This window comes from Streptomyces sp. NPDC014891, assembly GCF_043081085.1.
Classification (GTDB): domain Bacteria; phylum Actinomycetota; class Actinomycetes; order Streptomycetales; family Streptomycetaceae; genus Streptomyces.
Window position 1 is genome coordinate 222,764 of record NZ_JBIBWF010000007.1, and the last position, 20,755, is coordinate 243,518.

The following is a 20,755-nucleotide window of genomic DNA, read 5'->3' on the forward strand; positions in this document are numbered from 1 at the left end:
GCTGGCGAGTGTAACTCCTGGGCGGGGCCGGGAGCGAACGGTTTCCGCCCGTCTCCACCCCGTAGGGGACGGGGTCCGCCTCACGGCGGACCCGGCCGCCCCGCCGGTTCACCCGTCAGAGCGATGTGTTCGGTATGTCCGGATTCCATCATGGAGACATGACCGCGACGACCTTCACCCTCGTGACCACCGTGACCCGCCCCCGGGTCCGCCCCCTCGGCACCGCGCTGCGCGCGCTGCGCGCCTTCGGCGGCGCGGCGGCCGGCGTCCTCCTCCTGGGCGACTACGGGCCGCCCGAGGCCGGCGTCAGGAACCCGCGCCCTGAGTACGCCCCCGGCCCCGACTGAGTACGAACGCGTCTGCCGCCACGGGCCCGCCGCTGATGTGATCGACCCATGACGACGCCGCCCTCCACGGACCCGGACAGGGACACGACCCCGGCCCCCGAGACGAACCCGACCGGGGACACGAACCCGGCCCCCGAGACGACCCCCGGCACGGCCTCGGGTCCGGACACGACCGCCCCCTACACGCTCGGCCTGCGCCTCGCGGCCGCCTGCGGCCTGCTCTTCCTCCTCGCCTGCCTGGTGTTCACCGGCATGATCACCCTCCGTGACGCCATCGAGGGCGACGGCTCCGGCGGCATCCTCATCGCCGCGGGATTCTGGTCCCTGGCCCTCGGAGCCGTCGCGGGGGTGGCCGCCCTCGCCGTGCCGCGCCGCGCGCTCGTCGCCGCCCAGTACTGCCTGGGGGTCGCCGGCCCGCTCCTCGCGCTGATGGACTGAGCGGGCGCGGACCGAACCGGCGGACCGAGCGGGCGCGGACCGAATCCGACGGACCGAGCCGACGGGCCGGGGTCCGACCCACCGCCCCGACCCGACCCGCCCCGCCCCTACGGCGCGAGCAGCTCGTCCGCGTCCACGATCCGGTACGCGTACCCCTGCTCGGCCAGGAACCGCTGCCGGTGCGCGGCGAAGTCCTGGTCGATCGTGTCCCGCGCGACCACCGAGTAGAAGTGCGCCTGGTGCCCGTCGGCCTTGGGGCGGAGCACCCGGCCGAGCCGCTGCGCCTCCTCCTGCCGCGAGCCGAAGGTGCCCGACACCTGGATGGCGACGGTGGCCTCCGGCAGGTCGATGGAGAAGTTCGCGACCTTCGACACGACGAGCACGCTGATCTCGCCGTTCCGGAACGCGTCGAAGAGCTTCTCCCGCTGGGAGTTCGGCGTCTCTCCCTTGATGACCGGCGCGTCGAGGTGCTCGCCCAGCTCGTCCAGCTGGTCGATGTACTGCCCGATGACCAGGATCTGCTGGCCCTCGAACCTCTTCACCAGTGCCTCGGTCACCTTCCGCTTCGTCGCGGTCGTGGCGCAGAAGCGGTACTTCTCCTCGGCCTCGGCCGTGGCGTAGGCGAGCCGCTCGGAGTCGGTCAGGTTCACCCGGACCTCGACGCAGTCGGCGGGCGCGATGTACCCCTGCGCCTCGATCTCCTTCCAGGGCGCGTCGAACCGCTTGGGACCGATCAGCGAGAAGACGTCGGACTCCCGCCCGTCCTCGCGCACGAGGGTGGCGGTGAGCCCGAGCCGGCGCCGCGCCTGGAGGTCGGCGGTGAACTTGAAGACGGGCGCGGGCAGCAGGTGCACCTCGTCGTAGACGATCAGGCCCCAGTCCCGGGAGTCGAACAGCTCCAGGTGCGGATAGACGCCCTTCCGCCGGGTCGTGAGCACCTGGTACGTGGCGATCGTGACCGGCCGGATCTCCTTCTTCGTCCCGCTGTACTCGCCGATCTCGTCCTCGGTCAGCGAGGTGCGCCGGACCAGCTCGTGCTTCCACTGCCGGGCCGAGACGGTGTTGGTGACGAGGATGAGGGTGGTCGCCTTGGCCCGGGCCATCGCGCCCGCCCCGACCAGCGTCTTGCCCGCGCCGCAGGGCAGCACGACGACCCCGGAGCCGCCGTGCCAGAAGCCCTCCACGGCCTGCTTCTGGTAGGGCCGCAGCGTCCAGCCGTCCTCGGCGAGGTCGATCCGGTGGGCCTCGCCGTCCACGTACCCGGCGAGGTCCTCCGCCGGCCACCCCAGCTTCAGCAGCGTCTGCTTGATCTGCCCGCGCTCCGAGGGGTGCACGGCGACGGTGTCCGCGTCGATCCGCTCCCCGACGAGCGGCTGCACCTTCCGCGACCGCAGGATCTCCTCCAGGACGGGCCGGTCGGTGCTGGTGAGGACCAGCCCGTGGGTGGGGTGCTTGGACAGCGTGAGACGCCCGTAGCGGGCCATGGTCTCCGCGATGTCGACCAGCAGCGCGTGCGGGACGGGGTAGCGCGAGTACTCGACGAGCGCGTCGACGACCTGCTCGGCGTCGTGGCCGGCCGCCCGCGCGTTCCACAGACCGAGGGGCGTCAGCCGGTAGGTGTGAATGTGCTCCGGCGCGCGCTCCAGCTCGGCGAAGGGCGCGATCGCCCGCCGGCACACCTCGGCCAGCTCGTGGTCGACCTCCAGGAGCAGCGTCTTGTCACTCTGGACGATGAGAGGTCCATTCACGTGATCAGGTCCTTCCGACACCGTGCCGTTCCCGTAACGGCCAATCCTCCAGTGTGCCCGACGCCGGGGACGGCTGCGGCGCGGTGAGCCCCGCCGGCCCAAGCCGGGTCACGGCGAAGTCCTTGTTAGGTGTTTAGCTAAAGTGCTAAACATGGGTCATGATCGATGCCCAGGACGAGGCGGGGGCCTTCCGGGCGCTCGCCGATCCGACGAGACGCCAGATCCTCGAGGACCTCAGAGGCGGCGAGCTGGCCGCCGGTGAGATCGCCGCGGGATTCGCCATCAGCGCGCCCTCCATCTCGCGCCACCTCGGGATCCTCAAGGGCGCGGGCCTGGTCACCGAGCGGCGCGACGGCAACCGGATCCTCTACACCCTGGCCGAGGAACGCCTGGCCCTGTGCATCGGCAGGTTCCTGAGCACCGTCTGCCCCGAGCAGATCGTGCTACGCCACACGACATGGCGCCGCGGGGCGCAGAGCGAGGGATCATGAGGCATCCACGACTGTCCAGCGTCATCGAGCGCAGGCTTCTGGTGAACTACCGGGTCGCTCCGGACGCCGCGGCCCGCCTGCTCCCCGGGCCCCTGCGTCCGCAGCTGGTGAACGGCCACGCCGTCGCCGGCATCTGCCTCCTGCGCCTGGGCAGGGTGCGGCCGGTCTGGGCGCCCGAGGCGTTCGGGCCCCGGAGCGAGAACGCGGCGCACCGGATCGCCGTCGCATGGGACGGACCGGACGGTGTCGAGACCGGTGTCTACATCCCGCGCCGCGACACGGCCTCGCGGCTCAACGCCTGGGCAGGCGGCCGTGTCTTCCCCGGCGAACACGGCCGCGCCGACTTCGAGGTGCACGAGACGCCCGACCGGACACGGGTCGCCCTGGCCACCCGGGACGGCGACATCCGGGTGGACGTCACCGTCGAGCCGGCCGACGAGCTGCACGGCAGCGAGCTGTTCCCCGATCTCGCGGCGGCCTCCCGCTTCTTCCGGGCGGGGGCGAAGGGCTTCTCGCCCACCGGCTCGGGCCGCCTGGAGGGCATGGAGCTGCACACCGACGCCTGGCATGTGGAGGCCGGCCGGGTCCGCACCGCCGCTTCGTCCTTCTTCGACGACCCGGACCGCTTCCCGCCGGGGAGCGCGACCCTGGACTGCGCACTGATCATGCGGAACGTCCCCGCCGACTGGCGCCCCCTCCCCGAGCTGACCACGGGGCGAGACGCCCGGCTCGTCGCCTGAGCGGCGCGCACACCACCGACCGCCCCGCACCTCCTGGCACAAGACTCCGGGCGGGCCGGCTCCTTGCGGGCCCGGAGCGGTCCGCGTCGGCCGTCCGCGCCGGCCGCCCGGGCCCAGGCGACCGGCCCACCCGGCCCGCGCCCGTCACACCTGGTCGTCCGCCAGCTCCGCCACGCCCGTGATCCGGTGCAGCGGGTACGTGCGGACCTCGTCCGCCGTGTGGTCGTAGGCCGTCACGAAACCGCCCTCCACCCGCACCGGGGCGATCACCCGCTGGCTCGCCCCGCCCTCCGCGTTCACGTAACCGATCCAGACGGCCGAGCCCGTCATCGCCGCCGCCTGCACGGTCGCCAGGGTCTCCGCCGCCGACGTCCGCGGCAGGGCGCCCGCCGCCGCCGGGGCCGCCGGCTCCTTGCGCACCGCCGTCGCCGCCCGGTCGCCCGCGCGGATCGCCCGCACCGCCGCACCCAGCAGCGTCGCGTCGGGGGCCGGCGGGCCGTCAGGGACCGGCACCGGCGCCGTACGGGCCGCCGTGCGGTACGCGTCCGCGCGGGTGATCAGGACGTCACCCGTCGCCGACTCGGCCGCCGGCGCGTACCCCATGGACCGCAGCCCGTCGAGCAGCGAACCCGGGTCCGTCTGCGCCGCGAGCACCGTCGGCGCGAGCCGCCGCAGGCCGAGGGAAGCGGACCGGCGGTCCGCCAGGATCTCGCCGAGCACCGTGTCGTCGTCGCAGCGCACGTACGCCGACGCCGCCCCGACCCGCAGGTGGCCGTGCCGCCGCGCCACGTCGTCCACCAGGTACGACAGCGGCTGCGGCACCGGCGTCCGGGAGTGCGCCTTGAGGAACTCGTGCAGGTCGGTCGCGGTCTGCCCGGAGTCGAGCGCCCGCCGCACGGACCCGGGCGTGAAGCGGTAGACCGTCGCACCACCCTTCGATTCCACGTCCGCGAGCACCGCGAGCGCGTCGGACAGCGGCCGCCGCAGCGGCCCCGGCGCCACCGCCGTCAGATCCGCCTGGAGCAGGACGTGGTCGACGGCCTCCGGCAGGAGCGGGGCCAGCAGCGTCGCCGCCCGCTCCGCCGCCACCGACGGCTCCACGCCGCCGCCCAGCGCCCCCGCGTCCGCGGCCTCCGCCAGCGGAAGGTTCAGCAGCGCCCGGGCAGGACCCGACAGAGCACCCCGCCCCGTCAGCCCCAGCAGCTCCGCCTCCGCCAGCGCCCAGCGGGCCAGCCGCGACCGCAGGTCGCCGCCCGCCTCCGAGGCCGCCGCCCCGCGCAGCGGCCGCTCCCACCGCAGCCGCGCGAAGAGCGACTCCGGCTCCGCCGACGACCCCGGCGGCAGCGTCGCGAGCAGCCCGAGCACCCGGTGCCGGACCTCCGGCGCCGGCGACCGGTCCAGCTCCGGGCCGAGCACGGACAGCGTCCGGCCCTTCGCGTCCTGACCGCCGACCAGACCCGGCGTCCGGGTCGCCGTCAGCCACGGCGTGACGAGCAGCGCCCAGCGCTCCGCCGGCGGCAGGTCGAGCCAGTCGTCGTACGCCGGCGTCGGCGCGTACCGCTCGTCCGCCTCGCCGTCCGAGGCCAGCAGCCCCGCACCGAAGCAGAGCTCCAGCCAGAACGCCGCCGTCTCCTCCGGGACGTCGAGCGCCGCCGCCGTCCGCTTGAGGTCCCGCACCGCCAGACCGCCAGCCCGCAGCACCGGCGGCCCGCCCCGGTCCCAGGACTTCAGCAGCTCCTCGACGGTCGCGAGCGCCAGCTGCGCCTGCCCGGCCGCCGCGCTGTCCACCACCTGAGGGCGGTACTCCCGCAGCACCCCCGGCACCGGCGCCACCGGCTCCGGCGCCCGGTGCGCCCGACCGCCCCGCAGGTGCAGCGCCACCTCGCGGGGCAGCACCATCGTCCGCGGCGACACGGGGAGCAGCAGCCCCCGGTCGCGCAGCCACCGCACCGGCGGCGCCGGATCGGCCGTCACCTCGCCGTACGGCGGACCCCACACGAGCCGGTCGAGCACGGACAGGGCGTCCGGCGGCGCCGTGTCGAGCAGCGCCCCCATCCGCTCCCGGTCCGTGAACAGCCCGGTCAGAGAGCCGACCGCGGACACCGCGTCATGGGTGCCGGGCAGCCCCGCCGTCGCGATGATCTCCTGCACCCGGCCCGGGGACATCCCCGACGTCGCCTCCGCCACCGTCGGCCCGAGACCCGTCGGCGACGGGTGCTGCGCCGACGGGGCGAGCAGCTCGCGGGCCGTCCGCACCAGCCGCAGCCGGTCGTCGTCGCCCCACACCAGAGCCTGCTCCCGCAGCAGCGCGACGGCGCCCGGCAGCGCCGCCTCGATCTCCGGATCGCCCTCGTCGCCGGTCAGCAGCCCGAGGAGCACGGGGTACGGCGCCGGGTCCTGGGCCACCGCGAGGGCCTCGGCCGTCTGGAGGGCGAACCGGTCGAGCCGCTCCAGGGCCCGCACCACCGAGCCCCGCGTCCCCGCGCGCGTCGCGAGCTGCGTCAGGTCGTTCGGTACGGGGTTCACCAGGTCGGGCCGTGCCCGCAGCAGCGCGGCGAGTCCGTCGTCGCCCCGCGCGCGCAGCGCCTCGGCGAGTGTGCGGGGCGCCGCGGCGGCACCAGTTACCTCGGGCACGTGCGCCTCCCGGTCGAGCTCACCGATCCCCATCCGCACCACGTTAGCCGCTGCGCAGGCGCTAACGTCGGGCCGTACCGGGCGAACCGGCCGTGGAGGGGCACCGTGGGCATCGAGAGCGACCAGTTGGTCTACGACTATCTGAGCCGGGTCGGCGATCTGGCCCAGCAGCGGCAGCTGCCGGCGAGCGACCGGATGCGGCTGGTGTCCACCCTCCGCAACGAGATCGACCGCCGTCGCGCCACACACGGCGAGCAGAGCCCGGCGGCGGTACGGGGAATCCTCGGCGCGCTGGGGACGCCGGACGAGGTGGTGGAACGGGCGGGCGGCTCGGGCGCGTCGCCGAAGGAGCCACGGGACGCGGCACCGGCACCGGCACGGGCGCCGAAGCCGGGCAAGAGTCCGAGTGCGGGGCAGGGCGGGAAGCCGCGTGTGAGCCCTGGCGGAAAGCCGGACGGAGAACCGGACGACAAGCCCGTACCGAAGCCCCGTCGAGGGGAGCGAGGGGAGCGCGAGGAGCGGCGCACCGGATGGATCCCCGGCGGCCGCCGCTCCCGGGAGGCGAAGGCGCCCGAAGCGCCGCCCGCCCCGGCCCCGGCTCCTCCGGGTGCCGACGCGGTCGGCCCGCTCGACCTGTCGGGCCTGGCCGGAGCCGACCACGGCCCGGAAGGGGACTGGTGGCAGGTCGACGCCGCCGCGGGCCTCCCGGGCTTCGTGGGCGGGGTCGAGCGGCCGGACCTCTTCAAGGAGCCGGTCGCCGAGGAGGACGAGGAACGGGCGGACGCGAAGGACGGGCCGGACGATGCGGACGCGCCCGGTCCGGCCGCCGGGAGGCGCCGCCGTCTCGCCCGGGTCCTGCGCCGCCGGCGGGTGGTGCCCGGGGCCCCGCCGGCGGCGGACGGGGAGTCCGCGGCGGCTCCGGCGGCGCGGCTCCGCCTCACCAGCCCCTTCGTCCTGCTCGCCGCGCTCCTGCTGCTCGGCGGGGCGCTCTTCGGCTCGCTCGTCGCCCTGGCCGCGGGCTGGCTCATCGCGTACGCCTCACGCCGTCTGACCCCCGGCGAGGTCAAGGGCGCCGTCCTGGTGATCCCGGGCCTCGCCGCCGCGTCGGGCGTCGGCTGGCTGTGGGGCCGGGTGGAGGGCCGCTGGGGGGAGCCGGTCGCGGCGGGCGGCGAGGCGATGGGCGCGGCGGTCGCGGAGACCTGGCCGTGGGTCCTCCGGGGCGCGGCGGTCGCGTCGGCCCTGTTCCTGCTCTGGCGCACCCGGAGACACTGAGGGAGCCCCGGCTCCGTGCGTACGCCACGTACGCGGGTCACCCAGGCCGCAAGGGCCGCGGCACGGTCCCCGAGAATGGCGGCATGAAGACCTCCGCCACCCCGAACCCCGACCGGCAGACCCCCGCGTCCCCGCTCACCGTCGGCTTCGACCTCGACCTGACGCTGATAGACACCCGCCCCGGCATCAAGGCCGCCTGGGAGGCGTTCTCGGCCGAGTCCGGCGTCGCCGTCGACGCGGACCTGATCGTCAGCCGGCTCGGCCCGCCGCTGGAGCACGAGATGGCGTACTGGGTCCCCGAGGAGCGGGTGACCGAGATGGTGGCGCACTACCGCTCGCTCTACCCGGCGTACGCGATCGAGCCCTCGCCGCCGATGCCGGGCGCGCGGGACGCGATCCAGGCCGTGCGCGACGCGGGCGGCCGCACGATCGTCGTCACGGCGAAGAACGGCCCGCACGCCGCGCTGCACCTGGCGCACCTCGGCATCGAGCCCGACGCGCTCGTCGGCGGCCTGTGGGCCGAGGGCAAGGCGGAGGCCCTGCGCGCCCACGGCGCGCGGGTGTACGTCGGCGACCACGTCGGCGACGTGCGGGGTGCCGCCACGGCGGGCGCGCTCTCGGTGGCCGTCGCCACCGGCCCCTGCGCCCCCGCGGACCTCGCGGAGGCCGGCGCGGACGTGGTCCTCGCCGACCTGACGGACTTCCGTGCCTGGTGGGAGGGGTACCTGGCCTGAGGGGGGCGTTATCCGGCCTGAACCGATGAGGCCGAGGCCTCCCGCGCCTGCCGCCGCTGAGCCGCGATCGACCGCAGCACGCCGGCGGCGGCGACGGCGAATCCGACGCCCATCAGCATGGAGACGGTGTACGCGACCGTGGGGAACGGGTCGGTGCCCAGGAACAGCGGAGCCACGGTGACCAGCGTCGCCACCGCGCCGATGGCGAAGAGGACGACACCGGCCTTGACGAGCCCGTCACCCGGAGCGCTGTCGTTCGCCTGTGCGGCGGGGGTTTCACTACGCATCCGGCCAGGGTAGTTCCCAGGCCGAAGGAACACATCGGCGACGTCTTGCCACCGGCCTCCGGACCATTAGCCTGGTGCCGGCGGGTCGGTCGACCCGCTGTCTGCTATCCCCCGACGAGTACGAGGACGAGGACGGACGTGCCTACCGGCAAGGTCAAATGGTTCAACAGTGAGAAGGGCTTCGGCTTTCTCTCCCGTGACGACGGCGGCGACGTCTTCGTCCACTCGTCGGTGCTCCCTGCCGGAGTCGACGCACTGAAGCCGGGGCAGCGGGTCGAGTTCGGCGTCGTCGCGGGCCAGCGCGGCGACCAGGCACTGTCCGTGGTGATCCTCGACCCGACGCCGTCCGTGGCCGCGGCACAGCGCCGCAAGCCCGACGAACTGGCGTCCATCGTGCAGGACCTGACGACGCTCCTGGAGAACATCACGCCGATGCTGGAGCGCGGCCGCTACCCCGACAAGGCGCAGGGCGCCAAGATCGCGGGTCTGCTGCGCGCGGTCGCGGACCAGCTGGACGTCTGACCGGCGGCGGCCCCGGTCACGGGAAGGCGAGCGAGTCCGGGCCGAGGGGCGGTACGAGTCCCTCGGCCGCGGCGCGGGTGAGCAGCCCGCGGACCGCCGCGTAGCCGTGCTCGCCGAGGTCGGCGGTGAACTCGTTCACGTAGAGCCCGATGTGCTGGTCGGCGACCTTCGGGTCCATCTCCTGGGCGTGCTCCATGACGTACGGGCGGGACACCGCGGGGTCGTCCCAGGCCATCCGCACCGACGTGCGGGCCGCGTCGGCGAGCCGCCGCAGGGTCTCCGCACCGAGGGAGCGGCGGGCGACGATCGCGCCGAGCGGGATCGGCAGCCCGGTCGTGGACTCCCAGTGCTCGCCCATGTCGGCGAGGCGGTGCAGCCCGTAGTCCTGGTACGTGAAGCGGGCCTCGTGGATGACGAGTCCGGCGTCGACCTTGCCGTCGCGCACCGCGGGCATGATCTCGTGGAACGGCATCACGACGACCCCGCCGACGCCGCCGGGCACCTTCTCGGCCGCCCAGAGCCGGAACAGCAGGTACGCGGTCGAGCGCTCGCTCGGCACCGCGACGGTCTTCCCCGTGAGGTCGGCGCCGGTCGCGCCCCCGCGGGTGAGGACGAGCGGCCCGCAGCCGCGGCCGAGGGCGCCGCCGCAGGGCAGCAGCGCGTACTCGTCGAGGATCCACGGCAGCACGGCGTACGACACCTTGAGGACGTCGTGGCCGTCGGTGCCGCTCTCGGCCCAGCCGTTCGTGACGTCGATGTCGGCGAAGGTGACGTCGAGCGGCGGGGCGCCGGGGACGCGGCCGTGGGCCCAGGCGTCGAAGACGAAGGTGTCGTTCGGGCAGGGCGAGTAGGCGATCTTCAGCTTCGTCACGAGGGCTCCAGCTCCAGGAAGACGGTCTTGCCGAGCAGCTCGAAGGTGTGCCGGAGCGCCTCCAGGGCCTCGCCGATGCGCCAGGCGGCGCGGTCGCGGGGGCCCACGGCGTTCGACACGGCCCGGATCTCGACGACGGGCACGGCGTATCCGGCGGCGGCCTCGGCGACGCCGAAGCCCTCCATCGCCTCGGCGGCCGCTCCGGGCCGGAGTCCGGCCAGCTCGGCCGCGCGGCCTGCGGTGCCGGTGACGGTGGAGACGGTGAGGACCGGTGCGACGGTGTGCGGCCGGCCGGCGGCGGCCAGGGCGGCGGCGATCCGGCCGGTCAGGGCCTCCGGCACGGGATGGACGGACCGCCCGAAGCCGAGCTCGTCGATGGTCAGGTACCCGTCGGGGGTCTGGGCGCCGAGGTCCGCGGCGACGACGGCCGACGAGACGACGACGGAGCCGAGGGGCGCGAGGGGCTGGAATCCGCCGGCGATCCCGGCGGAGACGACGAGGTCGTACGGGGAGCCGGAGCCGGACGGCCCCGACGGCCCGGGCGGGTCGGTGAGCGCGGCGTACGCGAGCGCGGTCCCGGTCGAGGCGGCGACGGCGGCGGGCCCGACCCCGCCGACGAGGACGTCGACGCGGAGACGAGCGCCGGGAGAGCCCGTGGAGCCGTCGCCCGCGGAGCCGGCGCCCGTGGAGCGGTCGTCCGGGGAGCCCGCGGGGCCGTCGCCGGGGGCATCCGAGTGGCGGCGCAGGACGAGGCCCCCCGGCAGCGGGAGCAGCTCGGCGCCGCCGAGGCCGAGGCCGGCGGAGACGGAGTCCGCCTCCGCCGCCACGGCCGTCACGATCAGGATCCGGTGGACCACCGGAGGATCAGGATTCCTTCTTCAGCTGGAAGTGCCAGATGCCGGTCAGCTTCTTGCCGGTGTTCTCGACGATGGTCACCTGGGAGTTGTCGGTGGCCTCGCCGGTCTGGCTGGAGAAGAAGGCGCTGGCCGGGATGGTCCGGTACGTCTTCTTGTACGGCTCGGGCTCGGCCTGCTGGCCACCGAGGAAGATCGTCCAGCCGTTGTCCGCGATCTCGGGGTCGACCCCGAAGCGGATCTTGTCGTCCATCGCGACGGTGATGGACTTCTCGGCCTTCTTGTTGAGGCACTGCTGGATCTGCGACTCCTTGATGGCCTCGCCGTCGTTGTAGCAGGCGGCCTCGGAGTGGATCGAGTCGGACCCGACCGTCACGGTCGCGATCGGAGTCGGCTTGTCGCAGGCGGAGAGAACGAGGAGCCCGGCGGAGACGGCCCCGAGGGCGACGGCGGCCCGGCGGCGCGAGCCGGAGAAGAACGCAACGGTCATGAGCCGAAGGCTATCGGGCCGTCGCGCCCGCGCCACGCGGGGGTACGGCGTGCCGCCGTCCGGTACCGGAACGAGGACGCCGCGGACGGCCCCGCCGGGGCGACCCGACGGGCGCCCGGCCGGATCCCCCCGGCGGGCGGGAGCGGGCGGGCGGGTCGCACGAGGCCCGCGCCGGTCGAGGGCCGACGGGCAGCGCCGAGCCCCGCGACGGCCGGTGGCCCGGCGGGCCCCCGCAGCCGCCTTCCTACGCCACCCGCGCCTTCGAGCGGCCCTTCGCGCCCGGTCTGCGCCGGGCCTCCGAGAGCAGGCCCCGTACGGCGAGCAGCGCACCGGTCGCCAGGATCCCGGCCGCCACGGCCATGCCCAGGGCCCCGTTCAGGGGCAGGGCGATGCCGATCGCGCCGCCCACCACCCACGCCATCTGCAGCGCCGTCTCGGAGCGCGCGAACGCCGAGGTCCGTACGACCTCGGGCACGTCCCGCTGGATCAGCGCGTCGAGGGACAGCTTCGACAGGGCCTGGGTGAGGCCCGCGACCGCCCCCAGGACGGCCACCATCACCCCGCCGAAGAAGATCGCCGTACAGATCGCCGTGGCGCAGACCACGCTGATCATCGTGGCGATGATCACCTCAGGCCCGTGTCCCCGGTCGCGCAGAAGCGAGCCCATCGCCGTTCCGCAGGCGTTGCCCACGCCCGCCGCCACGCCCACGATCCCCAGCGAGACGGCGGCGCTCTGCCCCGACAGCGGGTGGTCGCGCAGCAGGAACGCCAGGAAGAAGATCAGGAAACCCGACAGCATCCGCTGCGCCGCGTTGGCCTGGAGGCCGTGCAGCACCGACGGGCCCACCGTCCGCAGGCTGGGCTTCCGCTCCCCGTGCGTCAGCAGGTGCGCCCGCCGCTCACCCTTCGCGGAGTCCACCTTCGGCGGCATCCGCAGCGCCCAGAAGGTACCGAGCAGGAACAGCGCGCACGCCCCGTACAGCGGATAGCGGGGCCCGAGCATCTGGAGACCCGCCCCGACGGGCGCGGCGATGCCGGTCGCGAGCAGCCCGGCCAGGGTGACCCGGGAGTTCGCCTTCACCAGGGAGAAGTTCGGTGGCAGCAGCCGGGGCACGACGGCGCTGCGCACCACCCCGTACGCCTTGGACGCCACCAGCACGCCCAGCGCCGCCGGGTACAGCTCCAGGCCGCCCGTCGCCACGGCCCCGGACATCATGATCGCGAGGACGGCGCGGGTCAGCATCGCGCCCGCCATCGCCGCCCGCCGCCCGTGCGGGATCCGGTCCAGGAGCGGACCGATCACGGGGGCGAGGAGCGTGAAGGGGGCCATGGTGACGGCGAGGTAGAGCGCGACCCGGCCGCGCGCCTCGTCGGTGGGGACGGAGAAGAAGACGGTGGAGGCCAGGGCGACGGTGATCATGACGTCCCCGGCGCCGTTCACGGCGTGGAGCTCGATCAGCTTCCCGAGCCCCGACTCGCCCGCGCCGTGCGCGTGGGTGGCCTTCCGGATCCCCTTCGCGGTCCCGGTGAACGGCAGGTGCAGGGCACGGCCGACCGCCCGGCCCGCTCGGCGGAGCGGCCCGGCATGATCTTCGGATCGTGCGGGGGACCGTGCGGCTGCCACTCCGTCATAGTGCCCCACAGACGGGCCTGACGAACCGTGGCGCGGCGGTGGAGGCCGTATCGGGCGATGCGGAGGAGGCGTGGCGAGGAGGTCGGGGGAACGGCGCGCGAAGGCGGGGTGAGGGGTGCGTGAGGAGTCGGTGACCGGCGTGGCGACGGGCGTCGCGCCGGGGATTCGCCGCCCTGCGCCACCCGCGCCGCCGCCTCCCCGCGGCATCCGGGAGGGCCCTCCGGCCTCCCCGCCGACGGCCCGCCGGCGTCCGCGATCCGGGCCACTTGGGGCGGGCAGGTGGGCTGCGGCCCGCGAACGGGGTAGCGTGCGTAGCGCGCCACCGGCGGAAGCTCTCGGCCGCGCGCCTCTTCGGCATCCCGCAGAATGGATGGCGATAGGTGTGCCCGAGACACGCGAGACAGGTCGGGTGCGCGGACGTCGATGCGGCCCACAGGTCCGCTCCGCCCGCCGCCCGTGGCTTCGCTCCCGCCCCTCGGCCGGCGCACCCGTGAGACGGCGTAGGAGATGAGCGAGACCTGTGAGTGCTGCGACGACGCGAAGCGGTACCCCGCGTACCCCGCGAGCCACGCGTATCCCCGACCGCCTGTGTGCCGAGGCCGTAGAGCTCGCGCGGGAGGCCGCCGAGGAGGCGGCCGCCCCCGGGATCGTCGGTGCGCACGTCGAGGTGGTCGCCGAGGGTGACCGCGTCGTCACCCACTACTTCGAGTCCAAGGAGCCCGGCTACCGGGGCTGGCGCTGGGCGGTGACGGTCACCCGGGCCTCCCGCGCCAAGAACGTCACGCTTGACGAAACCGTCCTGCTGCCCGGCTCCGACGCGCTCCTCGCCCCCGAGTGGGTGCCCTGGAGCGAGCGTCTGCGCCCCGGCGACATGGGTCCCGGCGACCTCCTGCCGACCGAGGCGGACGACCTGCGCCTGGAGCCCGGCTACTCCGGCGAGGACGCGCCGCCGCCGAACTCCGTGGTCTCGGAGGAGCTGGCGGACCACCTCGACGCCGAGGACGCCGAGATCGTCACCCGCACCCCCTCGCGGGGGGCCATCGCCGCCGTCGCCGACGAGCTCGGCATGCGCCGGGCCAGGGTCCTCTCCCGCTACGGGCTCCACACGGCCGCGGATCGCTGGGAGGAGTCCTTCGGCGCCCGGACGCCGATGGCCCAGGCCGCCCCGGCCACCTGCCAGTCCTGCGCGTTCCTGGTGCCGGTCGCCGGCTCCCTGAAGCAGGCCTTCGGTGTCTGCGCCAACGAGTTCTCCCCGGCGGACGGGCGGGTCGTCTCCCTCTCGTACGGCTGCGGAGGCCACTCGGAGGCCGCGATCATGCCGAAGCCGCCGCGGCCCGCGCCGCCCGTGCTCGACTCGATGGGGGCCGACGCGTTCCCGCTGCGTCCCGCGAAGGACTCCGGCTCGACGACCGAACCCGACGCGACCTCGGAGGACCTGGGCCACTCCTGAGGGGTGGTCGTTCCCGGCCCCCCGGGCGCCGTCGGCGGGTGAGCCGTGCCGGCGCCGTACGTCTCCGCGCGTGCCCCCGCGCGCCCCGGCGCCCGACGTGCCCGGCGGCGGGGGAGGGGCGGGGCGCGGTACCTTCGGGCCCCGGTGCCAACGCCCCGGCCCCGGCAGTATCACCGCCCCGCAGAGTGGAGTCAGACGTGAGCGTCAGCGTCCGGACGACGACCGACGGAACCGATCCCTTCGGCACCGCCCGGCTGCGGCGAGGTGTGCTCGACGCCTGGGGCGCGTCCCCCGCCCGCTTCCGGGAGGACGCCAACGCCGAGGAGGACCTCGCCCTCGGCGGCTACCGCGACCGCCTCGTCGTCGAACTCGCCCAGAACGCCGCCGACGCGGCCCACCGCGCCGGCGTCCCCGGCCGCCTCCGGCTCACCCTGCACCCCGCGGACCACGACGGCCCCGCCGTCCTCGCCGCCGCCAACACCGGCGCCCCCCTGGACGCCGCCGGAGCCGAGTCCCTGTCGACGCTCCGGGCCTCCGCCAAGCGCGAGCAGCAGGCGCACGGCGCCGTCGGCCGGTTCGGCGTCGGATTCGCCGCCGTCCTCGCCGTCACCGACGAGCCCGCCGTCCTCGGCCGCCACGGCGGCGTCCGCTGGTCCCTCCCCGAGGCCCGCGAACTCGCCGCCGAGTCCGCCCGGTACAGCCCCGGCCTCGGCGACGAACTGCGCCGCCGCGACGGCCACGTCCCCCTCCTGCGGCTCCCGCTGCCCGCCGAGGGCACCGCCCCCGACGGCTACGACACCGTCGTCGTCCTCCCGCTCCGCGACTCCGCGGCCCAGGACCTCGCCGAACGCCTCCTCGGATCCGTCGACGACGCGCTCCTCCTCACCCTTCCGGGGCTCGCCGAGATCGTCGTGGAGACCCCGGAAGGAGTACGCACCCTCAGCCGCTCCGAGGACGACGGATACGTACGCATCGTCGACTCCGCCACCGGCACCCACCGCTGGCGGACCGTCACCCACGGCGGTCCCCTCGACGCCGAACTCCTCAAGGACCGCCCGGTCGAGGAGCGCCTGCGCCCCCACTGGTCCGTCACCTGGGCCGTACCCGTGGACCCGGAGGGGGCCCCGCGCTATCCGCGGACCACTCCGGTCGTGCACGCGCCCACCCCCACCGACGAACCCCTCGGCATCCCCGCGCTCCTCATCGCCTCGCTGCCCCTGGACACCGCACGACGGCACCCGGCGCCCGGCCGGCTCACCGACTTCCTGGTGCAGCGGGCGGCCGACGCGTACGCCGAACTCCTCGCCGAGTGGCAGCCGGTGACCACCGCCACGCTCGACCTGGTCCCCGGCCCGCTCGGCAAGGGCCCCCTCGACGGGGCGCTGCGCGAGGCGATCCTGGACCGGCTGCCGCGCGTCGCGTTCCTGGCGCCGGCCGCGCCCACCGAGGAACTCCCCGCGCTCCGCCCGATCGAGGCCGAGGTCGCGGAGGGCGCGGGCGCGGACACCGTCGACGTCCTGGCCGAGGTGTTCCCGACCCTGCTCCCCGCCGGTCTGGAGCGCCGTCCCGAGCTGCGGACCCTCGGCGTCGGCCGCGTGCCGCTGACCGAGGCGATCGACCGGCTCGCCGGGGTGGACCGCGCCCCGACGTGGTGGTGGCGCCTGTACGACTCCCTCGCGGGCGTCGACCCGGACCGCCTGTCGGGCCTCCCGGTCCCGCTCGCCGAGGGCGCCGAAGGGGCCCGCGTCCGGACGGCCATCGGCCCCCGCCAGGTCCTCCTGCCCCAGGACCGGACCCCCGCCGAGCTGACCCGGCTCGGCCTGAAGGTCGCGCACCCCGAGGCCGCCCACCCGCTCCTGGAGAAGCTGGGCGCCCTGCCGGCCACGCCCCGCGCGGTCCTGACCACCCCGCAGGTGCGGGCGGCGGTCGCGGCCTCCCTCGACGCGGGCGAGATCTGGGACGAGGACGCGGACGCCCTGGACGCCGACGAACTCGCCGAGACCGTCCTCGCCCTGGTCAGGGACGCCGAGCTCGACCCGGGCGAGGAGCCCTGGCTGGGCGCGCTGGCGCTGCCCGACGAGGACGGCGAACTCTCCCCGGCGGGCGAGCTGGTGATGCCGGGCTCGGCGTTCGCCGCCGTGATGCGCGAGGACGAACTGGCCTACGTCGACGCCGAGCTGGCCTCCCGCTGGGGCGAGCAGCCGCTGGCCGCGTGCGGCGTCCTCGCCACCTTCGCGCTGGTCCGGGCGACCGACCTGCTGCTCGACCCGGACGAGGTCGAGCCGCGCGAGGGCGACTACCCGGAGCCGGACGACGCGGGGCTGCTCGACGCGGTCGACGTGTGGTGCGAGGACGTCCTGGACAGGCTGCCGGAGACCCCGGTGCCGCCGGTCGCGACGGAGATCGTGGCCGTACGGGACCTCGACCTGGTCGACGACGACGCGTGGCCGCGGGCGCTGGCCCTCCTGGCGCAGCCGCCGCTGCGCGACGCCCTCACCCAGCCCGTACGGATCCTCCTGCCGGACGGGACGACGGAGACGGTCCGCTCGTACACGGCGTGGTGGCTGCGCGACCACCCGGTCCTGGACGGCCGCCGCCCGGCGGGCCTGCGGGCGGAGGGCTCCGACCCCCTCCTCGCCGGCCTGTACGACTCCGCCGACGCGACCGGCTTCGAGGACGAGCAGGTCCTGCGGGCCCTCGGTGTCCGCACGTCGGTGGCGGCGCTGCTCGACGAGCCCGGCGGGGCGGCGGAACTCCTGGCGCGCCTTGCGGACCCGGCCCGGGAGGTCACGGACGCCCAGCTCCACGCGCTGTACACGGCGCTCGCGGACCTGGACCCGGAGCAGGTGACGCTGCCGGACGAGCTGCGCGCGGTGGTGGACGGCGAGGTGGTCGTGGTGGACGCGGCGGAGGCGATGGTGGCGGACGCGCCGGACCTGCTGCCGCTGACGGCCGGAGTGCCGCTGCTGCCGGTGGCGCCGGCGCGGGCGGCGGACCTGGCGGAGCTGTTCCAGGTGCGGCGGCTGAGCGAGGCGGTGGAGGCCGAGGTGGCGACGGTGGGCGAGGAGCACGAGGTGCCGGAGCCGGTCCGGATCCTGCTGGGCCCGGCGACCCCGGCCACGTACGTCGAGCACGAGGAGCTCAGGGCGGCGGACACGGAGCTCGACTGGCGCCGCACGGCGGACGGCGTCGTCCACGCCTCCACCCTGGAGGGCGTGGCGGCGGGCCTGGCCTGGTCGGCGGGCCAGTGGCCCCGCCGCTTCGAGGTGGCGGCCCTGCTGGAGGACCCGTCGAGGACCCCGGAACTGGCCAGGGACCGCTGGTTCGACTGAGGGGTCACGCGGTGAGGCCCCGCCGTGCCGGGCTCCTCCGGAGGGCCCGGTGGGCGAGGCCGAGGAGGAAGGCGTTGATCAGCGCGGAGAGGGCCAGCGCCGTGTAGTGGTACGCGGTCGCCCAGCCCGAGAGGCCGGTCAGCAGATCGGGGAGAAGCAGGACCGGGCTGCTGGGCGCGGTGGCCAGGGCGTACCAGAGGTCCGCGAAGGCCCGGCCCTCGGTCCACGGGCTGACCAGCAGGGGGAGCGACGCCACGAACGCCAGGTAGCCCAGGGAGAGGGGGTTGGCGAACGTGAGCCGGGCGACGGCGTGGGGGCGGCTGTCTCGCATGGGTGGGTTCCTCCTGCACGGTGCGGTCGTGCCGTGTCGGCGCGGGTCCCATCGTGCGGCGCACCGCCCGCTGTCCACCTGAGTAGGGCTACTCAAACCGGGGTGAGCGCGTGTACGTCCCGGCCCTGGGCCGCCGATCCGCCGGACGGCCTACGCCGGGAACCTCCGGTCCACCCAGCGCCAGGCGATCTCCAGGAGCAGGCCGCCCGTCGCCGCGATCGCCACCGCTGCCCACGGCAGTGTGGTGCCCACCAGCTTCAGGGCGAAGAAGTCCTGGAGCCAGGGGACGACGAGGACCAGGAGGAACGCGCCGCCCATCGTGGCGACCAGGGTGAGGCGCCACCACGTGTACGGGCGGGCGATGATCGCCAGGACCCACATCGAGACCAGGAACAGGGTCAGCGTCGCCGCGCTGGTCTCGGCCTCCAGGGCGCCCTCGCCGCTGTAGTGGTGGCGCGCCAGGAGGTACGTCGTGAACGTGGCCGCCCCCGCGATCACCCCGCTCGGGATCGCGTACCGCATCACCCGGCGGACGAAGTTTGGCCGGGCCCGCTCCTTGTTGGGGGCGAGCGCCAGGAAGAAGGCCGGGACGCCGATCGTCAGGGTCGACAGCAGGGTCAGGTGGCGGGGGAGGAAGGGGTACTCCACCTGCGAGCAGACCACCAGGACCGCCAGGAGGACCGAGTAGACCGTCTTCGTCAGGAAGAGGGTCGCCACGCGCGTGATGTTGCCGATGACCCGGCGGCCCTCCGCCACCACCGACGGGAGGGTCGCGAAGCTGTTGTTCAGCAGGACGATCTGGGCCACGGCCCGTGTCGCCTCCGAGCCCGAGCCCATCGACACCCCGATGTCCGCGTCCTTGAGCGCCAGGACGTCGTTCACGCCGTCGCCGGTCATCGCGACCGTGTGACCGCGGGACTGGAGCGCCGCCACCATGTCCCGCTTCTGCTGGGGCGTGACCCGGCCGAAGACCGCGTTCTCGTCGAGGACCTTCGCCATCTCCTCCCGGTCCTCCGGGAGCGTGCGGGCGTCCACCGTGTGCGCCGCGCCCGGCATGTCGAGCTTCCCGGCCACCGCGCCCACGGAGACCGCGTTGTCGCCGGAGATGACCTTCGTGGCGACGTGCTGGTCGGCGAAGTAGGAGAGGGTGTCGGCGGCGTCCGGGCGCAGCCGCTGCTCCAGGACGACCAGGGCGGTGGGGCGGGCGCCGGTCGCGACGTCGGGGGAGTCGAGGCCGTTCGCCGTACGGGCCAGGAGCAGGACCCGCAGGCCCTGTTCGTTGAGGTGGTCGATCTCCGTGAGCGTGGGGTCCCCGGCGGGCAGGAGGACGTCGGGGGCGCCCAGCAGCCAGGCCGAGTCCTGGCCGTCGCCCTCGCTGAAGGCGGCCCCGCTGTACTTCCGTGCCGAGGAGAACGGCAGCGCCTCGGTGCACCGCCACTGCACGGTGTCGGGGTAGGCGTCGATGATGGCCTGGAGGGAGGCGTTCGGCCGGGGGTCGGACTCACCGAGGGCGCCGAGGACCTTGCGTACGTAGGCCTCGTCGGCGCCGTCGAGGGTGCGGAGCTCCGTGACGTCCATGCCGCCCTCGGTCAGCGTGCCCGTCTTGTCCAGGCAGACGACGTCCACGCGGGCGAGGCCCTCGATCGCCGGCAGCTCCTGCACGAGGCACTGCTTGCGTCCGAGTCGTACGACTCCGATCGCGAAGGCGACCGAGGTGAGCAGGACCAGTCCCTCGGGGATCATCGGGACGATGCCGCCGACGGTGCGGGCGACGGCGTCCTTGAAGTTGTCGTCCTTGACGACGAGCTGGCTGATGATGAGACCGATGGCGGTCGGGACCATCATCCAGGTCACGTACTTGAGGATCGTCGAGATGCCCGTGCGCAGTTCGGAGTGGACGAGCGTGAAGCGGGAGGCCTCTTCGGCGAGCTGGGCCGCGTAGGCCTCGCGGCCGACCTTGGTGGCGGTGAACGCGCCGCCGCCGGCGACGACGAAAGAGCCCGACATCATCCGGTCGCCGGGCTTCTTCACCACCGGGTCGGCCTCGCCGGTGAGCAGCGACTCGTCGATCTCCAGGCTGTCGGCCTCGGCGACCTCGCCGTCGACGACGACCTTGTCGCCGGGGCCGAGCTCGATGAGGTCGCCGAGGACGATCTCGGAGGTGGAGAGTTCGGCGGCGACGCCGTCGCGCCGGACGGTGGGTTTCGCCTCGCCGATGACGGCGAGGCCGTCGAGGGTCTTCTTGGCGCGGAGTTCCTGGATGATGCCGATGCCGGTGTTGGCGACGATCACGAAGCCGAAGAGGCTGTCCTGGATCGGCGCGACGAAGAGCATGATCACCCAGAGCACGCCGATGATCGCGTTGAAGCGGGTGAAGACGTTGGCGCGGACGATGTCCGTGGCCGAGCGGGAGCTGCGGACGGGGACGTCGTTGACCTCGCCGCGGGCGACGCGCTCGGCGACCTCGGCGGAGGTGAGTCCGGCGGGGCGGTGGACAACGGGCGGCCCCACCGCCTCGGCCTCGCCGCCGTCGGTGTCGATCTTCGCCCGCTGAGTCATGTTTTCGACGGTACGACCGGAA

The 20,755-nt window shown here is 74.8% G+C and carries 18 protein-coding genes; 9 read left to right on the forward strand and 9 right to left on the reverse strand.

What is annotated here, in order from left to right; translation table 11 throughout:
• Positions 1–158 precede the first annotated feature (158 nt).
• Both ACF09E_RS21725 and ACF09E_RS21730 read left to right on the forward strand, forming a co-directional pair.
• Positions 159–347, forward strand: a complete 189-nt coding sequence (locus ACF09E_RS21725) for a hypothetical protein (RefSeq protein ID WP_392206590.1) — start codon at positions 159–161, stop codon at positions 345–347.
• A 48-nt stretch (positions 348–395) separates the two neighbouring features.
• Positions 396–785: a hypothetical protein gene (locus ACF09E_RS21730; RefSeq protein WP_392206591.1), complete on the forward strand. Its 390-nt coding sequence runs from the start codon at positions 396–398 to the stop codon at positions 783–785.
• A 107-nt stretch (positions 786–892) separates the two neighbouring features.
• Here ACF09E_RS21730 and ACF09E_RS21735 read toward each other — a convergent pair whose 3' ends face one another.
• On the reverse strand, positions 893–2,533 hold the full coding sequence (locus ACF09E_RS21735) for a DNA repair helicase XPB (protein WP_392206592.1): 1,641 nt from the start codon (positions 2,531–2,533) through the stop codon (positions 893–895).
• 158 nt (positions 2,534–2,691) lie between these two features.
• Between ACF09E_RS21735 and ACF09E_RS21740 the strand changes: the two genes are divergently transcribed.
• A complete protein-coding gene (locus ACF09E_RS21740) occupies positions 2,692–3,024 on the forward strand; it encodes a metalloregulator ArsR/SmtB family transcription factor (RefSeq protein WP_392206593.1) in 333 nt (110 codons plus the stop codon).
• Positions 3,021–3,764, forward strand: coding sequence for a DUF2071 domain-containing protein (locus tag ACF09E_RS21745; protein WP_392206594.1), 744 nt, complete (start codon positions 3,021–3,023; stop codon positions 3,762–3,764). Before ACF09E_RS21740 ends, ACF09E_RS21745 begins: the two co-directional genes overlap by 4 nt.
• 144 nt (positions 3,765–3,908) lie before the next feature.
• On the opposite strand, the gene ACF09E_RS21750 is transcribed toward ACF09E_RS21745, so the two are convergent.
• Complete coding sequence (locus ACF09E_RS21750) at positions 3,909–6,431, reverse strand: helicase-associated domain-containing protein (protein WP_392206595.1); 2,523 nt, start codon at positions 6,429–6,431, stop codon at positions 3,909–3,911.
• Positions 6,432–6,503: 72 nt separating this feature from the next.
• Between ACF09E_RS21750 and ACF09E_RS21755 the strand changes: the two genes are divergently transcribed.
• The gene (locus ACF09E_RS21755; protein WP_392206596.1) at positions 6,504–7,670 is read left to right on the forward strand and encodes a hypothetical protein; all 1,167 of its coding nucleotides are present in this window, start codon (positions 6,504–6,506) and stop codon (positions 7,668–7,670) included.
• Between the two features lie 83 nt (positions 7,671–7,753).
• On the forward strand, positions 7,754–8,404 hold the full coding sequence (locus ACF09E_RS21760) for an HAD family hydrolase (RefSeq protein WP_392206597.1): 651 nt from the start codon (positions 7,754–7,756) through the stop codon (positions 8,402–8,404).
• An 8-nt stretch (positions 8,405–8,412) separates the two neighbouring features.
• On the opposite strand, the gene ACF09E_RS21765 is transcribed toward ACF09E_RS21760, so the two are convergent.
• The gene (locus ACF09E_RS21765) at positions 8,413–8,691 is read right to left on the reverse strand and encodes a hypothetical protein (RefSeq protein ID WP_392206598.1); all 279 of its coding nucleotides are present in this window, start codon (positions 8,689–8,691) and stop codon (positions 8,413–8,415) included.
• A 138-nt stretch (positions 8,692–8,829) separates the two neighbouring features.
• Here ACF09E_RS21765 and ACF09E_RS21770 point away from each other — a divergent pair, with 138 nt between their 5' ends.
• Positions 8,830–9,213 (forward strand): cold-shock protein, encoded by a 384-nt coding sequence (locus ACF09E_RS21770; protein WP_361860716.1) that lies wholly within the window; start codon positions 8,830–8,832, stop codon positions 9,211–9,213.
• Between the two features lie 16 nt (positions 9,214–9,229).
• Here the strand turns inward: ACF09E_RS21770 and ACF09E_RS21775 are convergent, their stop codons facing one another.
• From ACF09E_RS21775 to ACF09E_RS21790, 4 genes are all read right to left on the reverse strand, one after another.
• A complete protein-coding gene (locus ACF09E_RS21775) occupies positions 9,230–10,084 on the reverse strand; it encodes a 1,4-dihydroxy-6-naphthoate synthase (protein WP_392206599.1) in 855 nt (284 codons plus the stop codon).
• Complete coding sequence (locus ACF09E_RS21780) at positions 10,081–10,941, reverse strand: futalosine hydrolase (RefSeq protein ID WP_392206600.1); 861 nt, start codon at positions 10,939–10,941, stop codon at positions 10,081–10,083. The genes ACF09E_RS21775 and ACF09E_RS21780 overlap by 4 nt, the downstream gene beginning before the upstream one ends.
• 7 nt (positions 10,942–10,948) lie before the next feature.
• Positions 10,949–11,428, reverse strand: coding sequence for a hypothetical protein (locus ACF09E_RS21785; RefSeq protein WP_055602994.1), 480 nt, complete (start codon positions 11,426–11,428; stop codon positions 10,949–10,951).
• A 244-nt stretch (positions 11,429–11,672) separates the two neighbouring features.
• Positions 11,673–13,052: an MFS transporter gene (locus ACF09E_RS21790; protein ID WP_392206601.1), complete on the reverse strand. Its 1,380-nt coding sequence runs from the start codon at positions 13,050–13,052 to the stop codon at positions 11,673–11,675.
• A gap of 529 nt (positions 13,053–13,581) precedes the next feature.
• Here ACF09E_RS21790 and ACF09E_RS21795 point away from each other — a divergent pair.
• Entirely contained in the window at positions 13,582–14,511 is a 930-nt protein-coding gene (locus tag ACF09E_RS21795) for a DUF3027 domain-containing protein (protein WP_392206602.1), read from the forward strand.
• A 185-nt stretch (positions 14,512–14,696) separates the two neighbouring features.
• The gene (locus tag ACF09E_RS21800; protein WP_392206603.1) at positions 14,697–17,843 is read left to right on the forward strand and encodes a sacsin N-terminal ATP-binding-like domain-containing protein; all 3,147 of its coding nucleotides are present in this window, start codon (positions 14,697–14,699) and stop codon (positions 17,841–17,843) included.
• A 4-nt stretch (positions 17,844–17,847) separates the two neighbouring features.
• Here ACF09E_RS21800 and ACF09E_RS21805 read toward each other — a convergent pair whose 3' ends face one another.
• Both ACF09E_RS21805 and ACF09E_RS21810 read right to left on the reverse strand, forming a co-directional pair.
• Positions 17,848–18,174 carry an SCO4225 family membrane protein gene (locus ACF09E_RS21805; RefSeq protein ID WP_392206604.1) on the reverse strand — a complete coding sequence of 109 codons (327 nt, stop codon included), beginning with the start codon at positions 18,172–18,174 and terminating at the stop codon, positions 17,848–17,850.
• Positions 18,175–18,324: 150 nt separating this feature from the next.
• Entirely contained in the window at positions 18,325–20,733 is a 2,409-nt protein-coding gene (locus tag ACF09E_RS21810; protein ID WP_392206605.1) for an HAD-IC family P-type ATPase, read from the reverse strand.
• Positions 20,734–20,755 lie beyond the last annotated feature (22 nt).

Excerpts from the sequence above, each read along its gene's own strand:
- ACF09E_RS21810 (WP_392206605.1), bottom strand. The coding sequence starts at position 20,733 with ATGACTCAGCGGGCGAAGATCGACACCGACGGCGGCGAGGCCGAGGCG.
- ACF09E_RS21785 (WP_055602994.1), bottom strand. The coding sequence starts at position 11,428 with ATGACCGTTGCGTTCTTCTCCGGCTCGCGCCGCCGGGCCGCCGTCGCC.
- ACF09E_RS21730 (WP_392206591.1), top strand. The coding sequence starts at position 396 with ATGACGACGCCGCCCTCCACGGACCCGGACAGGGACACGACCCCGGCC.
- ACF09E_RS21725 (WP_392206590.1), top strand. The coding sequence starts at position 159 with ATGACCGCGACGACCTTCACCCTCGTGACCACCGTGACCCGCCCCCGG.
- ACF09E_RS21750 (WP_392206595.1), bottom strand. The coding sequence starts at position 6,431 with ATGGGGATCGGTGAGCTCGACCGGGAGGCGCACGTGCCCGAGGTAACT.
- ACF09E_RS21805 (WP_392206604.1), bottom strand. The coding sequence starts at position 18,174 with ATGCGAGACAGCCGCCCCCACGCCGTCGCCCGGCTCACGTTCGCCAAC.
- ACF09E_RS21765 (WP_392206598.1), bottom strand. The coding sequence starts at position 8,691 with ATGCGTAGTGAAACCCCCGCCGCACAGGCGAACGACAGCGCTCCGGGT.
- ACF09E_RS21745 (WP_392206594.1), top strand. The coding sequence starts at position 3,021 with ATGAGGCATCCACGACTGTCCAGCGTCATCGAGCGCAGGCTTCTGGTG.
- ACF09E_RS21760 (WP_392206597.1), top strand. The coding sequence starts at position 7,754 with ATGAAGACCTCCGCCACCCCGAACCCCGACCGGCAGACCCCCGCGTCC.
- ACF09E_RS21740 (WP_392206593.1), top strand. The coding sequence starts at position 2,692 with ATGATCGATGCCCAGGACGAGGCGGGGGCCTTCCGGGCGCTCGCCGAT.